At 69.7% G+C, this 9,098-nt stretch carries 8 protein-coding genes and 1 rRNA gene; 7 read left to right on the top strand and 2 right to left on the bottom strand.

Features of this window, described 5'->3' with window-relative positions; all coding sequences use genetic code 11:
• The first annotated feature begins 7 nt into the window (after positions 1-7).
• Positions 8-124 (top strand): 5S ribosomal RNA (gene rrf, locus ACLJQF_RS40480).
• A gap of 235 nt (positions 125-359) precedes the next feature.
• Here the strand turns inward: rrf and ACLJQF_RS40475 are convergent.
• Positions 360-824 carry an Lrp/AsnC family transcriptional regulator gene (locus ACLJQF_RS40475; RefSeq protein WP_410615588.1) on the bottom strand — a complete coding sequence of 155 codons (465 nt, stop codon included), beginning with the start codon at positions 822-824 and terminating at the stop codon, positions 360-362.
• 111 nt (positions 825-935) lie between these two features.
• On the opposite strand from ACLJQF_RS40475, the gene ACLJQF_RS40470 reads away from it, so the two are divergent.
• From ACLJQF_RS40470 to ACLJQF_RS40445, 6 genes are all read left to right on the top strand, one after another.
• On the top strand, positions 936-1,364 hold the full coding sequence (locus ACLJQF_RS40470; RefSeq protein ID WP_410615587.1) for a rhodanese-like domain-containing protein: 429 nt from the start codon (positions 936-938) through the stop codon (positions 1,362-1,364).
• Positions 1,365-1,379: 15 nt separating this feature from the next.
• Positions 1,380-2,129: a type 1 glutamine amidotransferase gene (locus ACLJQF_RS40465; RefSeq protein ID WP_410615586.1), complete on the top strand. Its 750-nt coding sequence runs from the start codon at positions 1,380-1,382 to the stop codon at positions 2,127-2,129.
• A 94-nt stretch (positions 2,130-2,223) separates the two neighbouring features.
• On the top strand, positions 2,224-3,357 hold the full coding sequence (locus tag ACLJQF_RS40460; RefSeq protein WP_410615585.1) for an anion permease: 1,134 nt from the start codon (positions 2,224-2,226) through the stop codon (positions 3,355-3,357).
• A gap of 29 nt (positions 3,358-3,386) precedes the next feature.
• On the top strand, positions 3,387-6,362 hold the full coding sequence (locus ACLJQF_RS40455; RefSeq protein WP_410615584.1) for a bifunctional [glutamine synthetase] adenylyltransferase/[glutamine synthetase]-adenylyl-L-tyrosine phosphorylase: 2,976 nt from the start codon (positions 3,387-3,389) through the stop codon (positions 6,360-6,362).
• 14 nt (positions 6,363-6,376) lie between these two features.
• The gene (locus ACLJQF_RS40450; protein ID WP_410615583.1) at positions 6,377-6,802 is read left to right on the top strand and encodes an acyl-CoA thioesterase; all 426 of its coding nucleotides are present in this window, start codon (positions 6,377-6,379) and stop codon (positions 6,800-6,802) included.
• A 160-nt stretch (positions 6,803-6,962) separates the two neighbouring features.
• The gene (locus tag ACLJQF_RS40445; protein ID WP_410615582.1) at positions 6,963-7,325 is read left to right on the top strand and encodes a hypothetical protein; all 363 of its coding nucleotides are present in this window, start codon (positions 6,963-6,965) and stop codon (positions 7,323-7,325) included.
• A 167-nt stretch (positions 7,326-7,492) separates the two neighbouring features.
• On the opposite strand, the gene glnA is transcribed toward ACLJQF_RS40445, so the two are convergent.
• The gene (gene glnA, locus ACLJQF_RS40440) at positions 7,493-8,917 is read right to left on the bottom strand and encodes a type I glutamate--ammonia ligase (protein WP_410615581.1); all 1,425 of its coding nucleotides are present in this window, start codon (positions 8,915-8,917) and stop codon (positions 7,493-7,495) included.
• Positions 8,918-9,098 lie beyond the last annotated feature (181 nt).

Below are 9,098 nucleotides of genomic sequence, written 5' to 3'. Positions count from 1 at the left end.
AAGATGTTTCGGTGGTTATAGCGTCAGGGAAACGCCCGGTCCCATTCCGAACCCGGAAGCTAAGCCTGACAGCGCCGATGGTACTGCAACCGAAGGGTTGTGGGAGAGTAGGACACCGCCGAACTTAACATGAAGGGAAGGGCCCCGGTCGAGACGGAAACGTCTCCCGGGGCCCTTTCTTCATTTCCGCTCCCGGGGCCCGTGTCGACCCTCCATTCACGCGTGTCGACCCTTCAATCACGCGTGTCGTCCGTCCAGTCACGCGTGATGCCCCTGCAGTCACGCGAGATGCCTCCCAGATCACGCGCGAAGCCCGGCCAATCACCCGCGATGCCGCCCGCATCACCCTCGACGACGCCTCACCCCGGCCCTGACCTCGAGCCCGGCCGAGCCGGCGGCCGTCTCCGCAACGGCGACGACAACACCAGCGACGTCGTCGTCTCCCCATACCGCTGCACCTTCTCGACGAGCTCCTCCAGCTCCGCCGTATCCCGGCACAGCACGCGCAGAACCCAGCACTCCTCACCCGTCACGTGATCCGCGGCCACCACCTGCGCGAGCGGCAACACCGCCGTCCGGAACCGAGGCGTGTCGAGACTCCGGACCCGCGCCCGCACCAGCGCCTCGATCGGCAACCCCAGTTTCGTCGTGTCGACGCTCGCCGCGTAGCCGGTGATCACTCCGCGCTCCTCGAGACGGCGGACGCGTTCCGTCACCGCCGAGCCGGACAGCGATACCCGGCGTCCCAGCTCCGAGAAGCTCAGCCGGCCATCCGCCTGCAGGAGCTCCAGCAGGCGCCAGTCGACGTCGTCGAGGTGGTCCACCGCAACTCTCCCGGGTTCGCAGGGCCAGTACAGGGAAATCCCCGGCCGTCCCGGGCTTCCACGCCGATTCTGCCCTGTCCGGAAACCGCCTGCCGCAGCAGGATTTACCTCATGACACGCACGCTCGCCTTTCCCGCCGCGGCACCCGAAGCCGCCGTCAGGTACTTCGGGGCCGAACTCGGCTTCGAGGTCGATCCCGACGATCTCGTCCAGGACCTCGAAGCCGGCCGCACCGACGGCTACGTCGTCGTCGAGACGCGGGCGCCCGAAGTCTTCGCCCTGGCCCGCATCCCCGGCGCGATCAATCTGCCCTACCGCGACATCACCGCGGAAAGCGTGACGCACCTCGACCGGGACCTCGTGTACGTCTGCTACTGCGAAAGCACCGTCTGCAACGCCGCCACGAAGGGTGCGCTCAAGCTCGCCGAGCTCGGCTTCAAGGTGAAACGGCTCTCCGGCGGCATCACCGGCTGGATCGCCGCCGGCTATCCGGTCGAGGGCGCAGGAATCACGGAGCGAGGAATTCGCTGTGCCTGCTGACCTACCCTGGACAGCGTGACCCGAATCCTGATCATCCAGCCGGACACGTCGGACCCGCTGGGCCCCCTCGGCGACTGGCTGACCGAGGCCGGCGCGGAACTCGACGTCCGCCTGCAGCCGGAAGCCGGCCTGCCCGGCGACCTCGACGGCTACCGGGCCGTCGTCTGTCTCGGCGGGGGCATGGCCGCGGAAGACGATGCCCAGCACCCGTGGCTCGCCGACGTCCGGCGGCTGCTGGCGAAGGCCGCGGCGAAGAACCTGCCCACCTTGGGCATCTGCCTCGGCGCCCAGCTGCTGGCCGTCGCCACCGGCGGCCGTGTCGAGGTCGCTCCCGATGGGCCGGAGGTCGGTCCGCACCTCGTCAGCAAGAAGGACGCGGCGTGGACCGACCCGCTGTTCGCCGACCTGCCGCTCGTGCAGGACGTCCTCCAGTTCCACACCGACGCGATCACCCGGCTGCCGCCCGGTGCCGAACTGCTCGCGTCCTCACCGCTCTACACCCACCAGGCCTACCGGCTCGGGCGTTGTGTCTACGGTGTCCAGTTCCACATCGAGACGACCGCGGAAGTCGTCGAGAGCTGGGCCGCGGAATGCCCCGAAGAAGCGGAATTCGCCCGGCCCGGCGCACTCGAGCACGAAGCATTGGTCACCGTGCACGCCGACATCGAGGAAACTTGGCGGCCCTTCGCGCAACGGTTCGTCAAGCTGGCCGCCGGAGAACTCGAAGCAGCAGTGGCCGGTCACCGTACTTTGCCGCTGGCTTAACGACAGAGGTCACAACCAGCAACATCCTGTTAACGCCGGGCGTACCCGTCAGGTACCTTGCGGGAGGAGTCCCCACAAGGGTGCGGAGGTCGGGGTGCAACCCTCGTTGCTGGTCGTGGTCGTCGTCGCTACGGCCCTCATTTTCGATTTCACGAACGGGTTCCACGACACCGCGAACTCGATGGCCACGTCGATCGCCACCGGGGCACTCAAGCCCCGCGTGGCCGTCGCGATCTCGGCGGTGCTGAACCTGGTCGGTGCGTTCCTGTCGGTCGAGGTCGCCAAGACGATCTCCAGCGGCTTGGTGGACGACACCAAGATCGGCCCGGCGGTCGTCTTCGGCGGGCTGATCGGCGCCATCATCTGGAATCTCGTGACGTGGTTCGTCGGCTTGCCGTCGAGTTCGTCGCACGCCTTGTTCGGCGGGCTGATCGGCGCCACCTGGGTGTCGGCGGGTACCGACTCCGTCCATTTCGGAAAGATCGTCGAGAAGGTCCTGGTCCCGGCCGCGGCCAGCCCGGTCATCGCCGGGCTCGTCGCGATGACCGCCACCTACTTCGTCTACCGCTTCCTGGTGCGCGGCCGCCCGGCCACGCGCGGGTTCAAGGTCGGCCAGATCGTCTCGGCGTCCCTGGTTTCACTCGCGCACGGCACCAACGACGCGCAGAAGACGATGGGCATCATCACGCTCACCCTCGTCACCGCCGGCAGCCTCCCGGCGGGGGCGTCGCCGCCCGTCTGGGTGATCGTCAGCGCCGCGTGCGCGCTCGCACTCGGCACGTACCTCGGCGGCTGGCGCATCACCCACACCCTCGGCAAGGGCCTCACCGACATCGAGGGCCCGCAGGGCTTCGCCGCCCAGACGAGCTCGGCGCTGGTCATCCTGATCTCGTCGCGGCTGGGCTTCCCGCTGTCGACGACGCACGTCTGCTCCGGCGGGATCGTCGGCTCCGGCGTCGGCCGCCGGGACGCGCCGGTCCGCTGGCGGATGGCGGGCCGGATGGTCGTCGCCTGGCTGTTCACGCTGCCCGCGGCCGCGATCGTCGGTGCGATCTCCGGCAAGATCGCCTCGCTCGGCAACGCCGGCACCATCGCCGTGGGCGTCGTCGGAGCCGGAGTCGGGCTCGGCATCTACCTGCTCTCGCGACGCCATCCCGTCACCGCGCACAGCTTCCAGGTGCCCGAGCCGACGCCCGCCGGGACCGAGCCGGGCCGGCTCGCCGCCTGAGCGGCCTTCCCCGGCTACGGTGGTCGGTGATGGCAGACCGCGCGCGAACGACCGCTTCGGCGGCGAGGTACGGCTTCACGGATTCCCGTGCCGAGGGTCAGTTGCGCGCGGCCGGCTGGTGGGCCGACGCCGGTCCGGTCGAGACGGTCGCCGACGTGCTCGCGGCGCTGTCCCGTACCGCCGACCCGGACCTCGCGCTGCGCGGCCTGGACCGGATCCGCGAGGCCGACGCCGCCGAGTGGGCCGACCTCGAAGAGCAGCTGCGCATCCACCGGACGTTCCGCGGCCGCTTCCTCAGCGTGCTGGGGACGTCGAGCGCGCTCGCCGACTTCCTCGCCGCGAACCCGGAGCAGTGGCGCTCGCTCATCGGGGACAAGTGCACCGACGCCGCCTGTTACCGCGAAGCCCTGCGCACGGCTCTCCTGGCCGGCGACGGTTCGGTGCTCACCGGGCGCAAAGCCGAGCACGCCCTCAAAATCGCCTACCGCGGCCAGCTGCTCGGCATCGCCGCCGCCGACCTCGGGCACGTCGTCGAGGCCGGGCTCGATCACCCGAGCTACGCCGAGGTCGCGGCGCAGCTGACCGAACTGGCGGAAGCCGCGCTGGCCGCCGGGCTGGTCGTCGCCGAGGCCGAAGCCGGCGCATCGGCCGACGGCACCTTGGCGATCGTCGCGATGGGCAAGTGCGGGGGCCGGGAGCTCAACTACGTCAGCGACGTCGACGTCATCTTCGTCGGCGAAGGAGACATCGGCCTCGCGACGCGGCTGGCCAGCACGATGATGCGCGTCGTCGATAAGGCGTGCTTCGAGGTCGACGCGGCGCTGCGCCCCGAAGGCAAGGCCGGCGCGCTCGTCCGCACGGTCGACAGCCACCACGGCTACTACCAGAAGTGGGCCAAGACCTGGGAGTTCCAGGCGCTGCTCAAGGCGCGGCCGGTGGCGGGCGACGCCGAGCTCGGCCGCCAGTACGCCGAGATGGTGGCGCCGCTGGTGTGGTCGGCGGCCGACCGGGAGAACTTCGTCGGCGAGGTGCAGCAGATGCGCCGCCGGGTCGAGGGCCACGTGCCGTCCGAGCACGCCGAGCGCGAGCTGAAGCTGGGCCGCGGCGGGCTGCGTGACGTCGAGTTCGCGGTGCAGCTGCTGCAGCTCGTGCACGGCCGGGTCGACGCGGACCTGCGCTCACCGTCCACGATGGACGCGCTCGAGGCGCTCGGCGAAGGCGGTTACGTCGGTCGTCAGGACGCCGCCGAGCTGGGCGCGTCGTACGAGTTCCTGCGGATGCTCGAACACCGGCTGCAACTGCGGCGGCTGCGCCGGACCCACCTGTTCCCGGCCCAGGCGGACACCGCCGAGCTGCGCATCCTCGCCCGGGCGAGCGGGATCAAGGCGAGCGGCGGCAAGAGCCAGGGCGAGACGCTGCTCGCGGAGTTCCGGTGGCACGGCAAGGGCATCCGGCGCCTGCACGAGAAGATCTTCTACCGGCCGCTGCTGCAGTCGGTCGCGAACGTGCCGGTCGAGGCGCTGCGCCTGACCACCAAGCAGGCGGCCAGCCGGCTGGCCGCGCTGGGCTACACCGCGCCCGACGGCGCGCTCCAGCACATCAAGGCCCTCACCTCGGGCGTCTCGCGGCGCGCGGCGATCCAGCAGGCACTGCTGCCGGTGCTGCTCGACCTCTTCGCCGACACTCCCGATCCCGACGGTGGCCTGCTGTCGTACCGGAAGGTGTCCGAGGCGCTCGAAGAGACGCCGTGGTACCTGCGGGTGCTGCGCGACGAGGGCACGGTCGTGGAAAACCTGGCCTTCCTGCTCGGCACGTCGCGCCTGGTGCCCGACCTGCTGGTCCGCGCGCCGGAGGTGCTGCAGCTGCTCGGTGACCCGGCCCGGCTGGTGGGCCGTACGCCCGCCGAGGTGGCGAAGTCGCTGCGGGCCGCCGTCCGGCGTCAGCCCGGATTGAACGCCGCCGTCGCCGCCGCGCGATCGCTGCGGCGGCACGAAATCCTGCGCGTCGCCTGCGCGGACCTGCTCGGGCTGCTCGAAGTGCCCGCGGTCTGCGAAGCGCTGTCGAGCGTCTGGGTGGCGGTGCTGCAGGGCGCGCTGGCCGCGGCCTTCCGCCAGCGGCAGTCCGAACTCGGCCGGACGCCGGCGCGCATCGCCGTCATCGGGATGGGCCGGCTCGGCGGCGCCGAACTCGGCTACGGCTCCGACGCGGACGTGCTTTTCGTGTGCGAGCCGTCCGAAGGGGTTTCGGACGCCGACGCGGTGAAGTTCGCGTCGTCGGTCGCGGAAACCGTCCGGAAGATGCTGGGCGCGCCGAGTCCGGACCCGGCCCTGGTGGTCGACGCCGACCTGCGGCCGGAGGGGCGCAGCGGGCCGCTGGTCCGGACGCTGGAGTCCTACCGCGCCTACTACGCGCGGTGGGGCGAGGTGTGGGAGGCGCAGGCGCTGCTGCGGGCCCGGTTCATCGCGGGCGACGACGACCTCGGCGAGCGCTTCATCGCGATGATCGACCCCATCCGCTACCCCGAGGGCGGCCTGGACGCGACGAAGGCGCGCGAGATCCGCCGCATCAAGGCCCGCGTCGAGACGGAACGCATGCCGCGCGGCGCCGACGCGACGCTGCACACGAAGCTCGGCCGCGGCGGTCTCGCCGACGTCGAGTGGACGGTGCAGCTGCTGCAGCTGCAGCACGCCAACGAGGTGCCCGGGCTCCGGACGACGTCGACGCTCGACGCGCTGGCGGTGCTCCCGGAGGCGGGCCTGGCCGAGCGGCCCGAGGCGGACTCGCTGACCGAAGCGTGGCTGCTGGCGACCCGCGTGCGCAACGCGGGGATGCTGGTGCGCGGCAAGGCGGTCGACCAGGTGCCGGGCTCGGGCCGCGACCTGGCGGCGGTGGCCCGCGTCCTCGGCCAGTCGGCGGGCGACGACCCGGGCGAGTTCCTCGACACGTACCGCCGCATCACCCGGCGGGCGCACGCGGTGGTGGAGCACCTGTTCTACGAGGCCTGACCTACAGTGGCCAGGTGACCGATCGCGAGCCGTTCCGGACCCGGATCAAGGTCCGGCACTACGAGCTGGACACCCTGGGCCACCTCAACCACGCCGTCTACCACTCGTACGGCGAGGTCGCGCGGCTGGAACTGCTGGAGCGGTCCGGCGCACTGCGCGGGCTGGGGAACCTGGCCGCGGTGCTGCTGGAGACGCACGTGGTGTTCCGCCGCGAGCTGCGCGCGGGCGACGAGGTCGACGTGACGTGCGAAGCGAAGTTCGGCAGCGGCAAGACGTTCAAGATGGATTCGAACCTCATCAAGCCGGACGGAACGCCGGCCGCGGAGATCACCTGCACGCTGGGGCTGATGGACCTGGAGATCCGCAAGCTGGTGGCGGATCCGCGGGGCCGCTTCGAGGCGGCGGGCGCGGACCTGAAGTTGCTGTCGACCTCGGAATAAGGCCGATTTCGCCATTGCGCTTCCGTGACCGCCGCATTGGGCGTATGGTTTTTGGCGGATCGCACGGGGCGGTCCTTCCGGGGGAGATCATTTTTTGTCGGGGTCGTCGTGCGACATGTTTTTCGCGCGCCCTCGGAAAAATGAGGGAGGGAACGATTTCATGAAGATGGGGAAGATTGCGGCCGTCGGTGCCGTCGCGGCAGGTTTCGCGGTGCTCGGATTCGCCGCGCCCGCGCAGGCCGCCGAACCGGCCGCGGCCGTGGCGGCCGCGGACAACCCGGCGTACCTGCTGCTGGCGCCCGCGCCGAACTGTGTGGTCCTGGCTCAGGGCCGCAACGGCAGCACGGCCTGGGCGACGGCGACCAACACGAACTGCGGTTACACCGTGCGGGTGCGGATGATCTGGGCGTGGGCCGGCGACGGTCCGTGCGTGTCGCTGCCCAACAATTACTACTACCGGGAGACTCGCGGGGCGGCGAACATTCCGCCGCGTCCCTACGTGAGTGAACTGCGCTCCTGCTGATCGAAAAGAAAGGGCCGGTTCCGTCCGCGGCGGAACCGGCCCTTTTCGTGATCGAATTCCCGTGTGACATCCGGTTTCCGCAACAATGGGTCGAGCACAGAAAAAGATCGGGGCGACGGCCGAGGGTGTTCCCCCCGACCGCCGCCCCGTGTTCGTGGACGGTCAGATCACACGTCGTAGTACAGAGCGAACTCGTACGGGTGCGGGCGCAGCCGCAGCGGGTCGATCTCGTTCTCGCGCTTGTACGAGATCCAGGTGTCGATCACGTCGGGGGTGAACACGCCGCCCTCGAGGAGGTAGTCGTGGTCCGCCTCGAGCGTGTCGAGGACCGTGCCGAGGTCGCCCGGGACGAGCTTGACGTCCTTGGCCTCCTCGGGCGGGAGCTCGTAGAGGTCCTTGTCGATCGGCTCCGGCGGCTCGATCTTGTTCCGGATGCCGTCGAGGCCGGCCATCATCATCGCGGAGAACGCCAGGTACGGGTTGCCCGAGGAGTCCGGGCAGCGGAACTCGGCGCGCTTGGCCTTCGGGTTGTTGCCCGTGATCGGGATGCGGACGCAGGCCGAGCGGTTGCGCTGCGAGTAGACCAGCGAAACCGGGGCCTCGAAGCCCGGGACCAGGCGGTGGTAGGAGTTCACCGTCGGGTTCGTGAAGGCCAGCAGGCTCGGGGCGTGCTTGAGCAGGCCGCCGATGTAGTGGCGCGCGGTGTCCGACAGGCCGGCGTAGCCCGACTCGTCGTGGAACAGCGGCTGGCCGTCCTTCCACAGCGACTGGTGGCAGTGCATGCCCGAGCCGTTGTCGCCGGCGAGGGGCTTCGGCATGAACGTCGCCGTCTTGCCCGCCGCGAACACCGTGTTCTTCACGATGTACTTGAACAGCTGCAGGTCGTCCGCCGCGTGCAGCAGCGTGTTGAACTTGTAGTTGATCTCGGTCTGGCCGGCGGTGCCCACCTCGTGGTGCGCGCGCTCGATCTCGAAACCGGAGCCCTGCAGGTTGCGGACGATGTCGTCGCGCAGGTCGGCGAAGTGGTCGACCGGCGGGACGGGGAAGTAGCCGCCCTTGAACTTCGTCTTGTAGCCCTGGTTGCCGCCGACCTCGTCGGCGCCGGTGTTCCACCAGCCCTCGATCGAGTCGATCTCGTGGAACGAGGCGTGCTCGGCGGAGTCGAAGCGGACCGAGTCGAAGATGTAGAACTCGGCTTCGGGGCCGAAGTACACGTTGTCGGCGACGCCGTACTCGGAGATGTACTGCTCGGCCTTGCGCGCGATGTTGCGCGGGTCGCGGCTGTACGCCTCACGGGTGAACGGGTCGTGCACGAAGAAGTTGAGCGCGAGCGTCTTCGCCTTGCGGAACGGGTCGATCCGCGCGGTCGCCGCGTCCGGCAGCAGCAGCATGTCGGACTCGTGGATGGACTGGAAGCCGCGCACCGAGGAGCCGTCGAACGCGAGACCCTCTTCGTAGGCCTCTTCCGTGAAGGCCTTCGCGGGGACCGTGAAGTGCTGCATCACGCCGGGCAGGTCGCAGAACTGGACGTCGATGACTTCGACGTCCTCATCGGCGATGAGGCGCTGGATGTCGTCTGGAGTAGTGGGCACCCTCGGTGACTCCTTCTCGTTCGAGCTCGTACGGCAGTGCTCTCTTCGGCTCACGCTAAAAGTGCGGTGTTGCCCGACCGTCACCCGTATGTTTCGCCAGTGTTAACGGGTGGTCGATATCGGGTATCCGACCAGGTCGGATGTGTTCCACGCCACCGGCATACCCTAGACGGGTGGCGAG

The sequence above is a fragment of the Amycolatopsis sp. lyj-109 genome, assembly GCF_046548995.1.
Taxonomy (GTDB): Bacteria; Actinomycetota; Actinomycetes; order Mycobacteriales; family Pseudonocardiaceae; genus Amycolatopsis.
The sequence above is the reverse complement of the archived record's forward strand: the minus strand, read 5'-3'. Positions and strand labels throughout refer to the sequence as shown.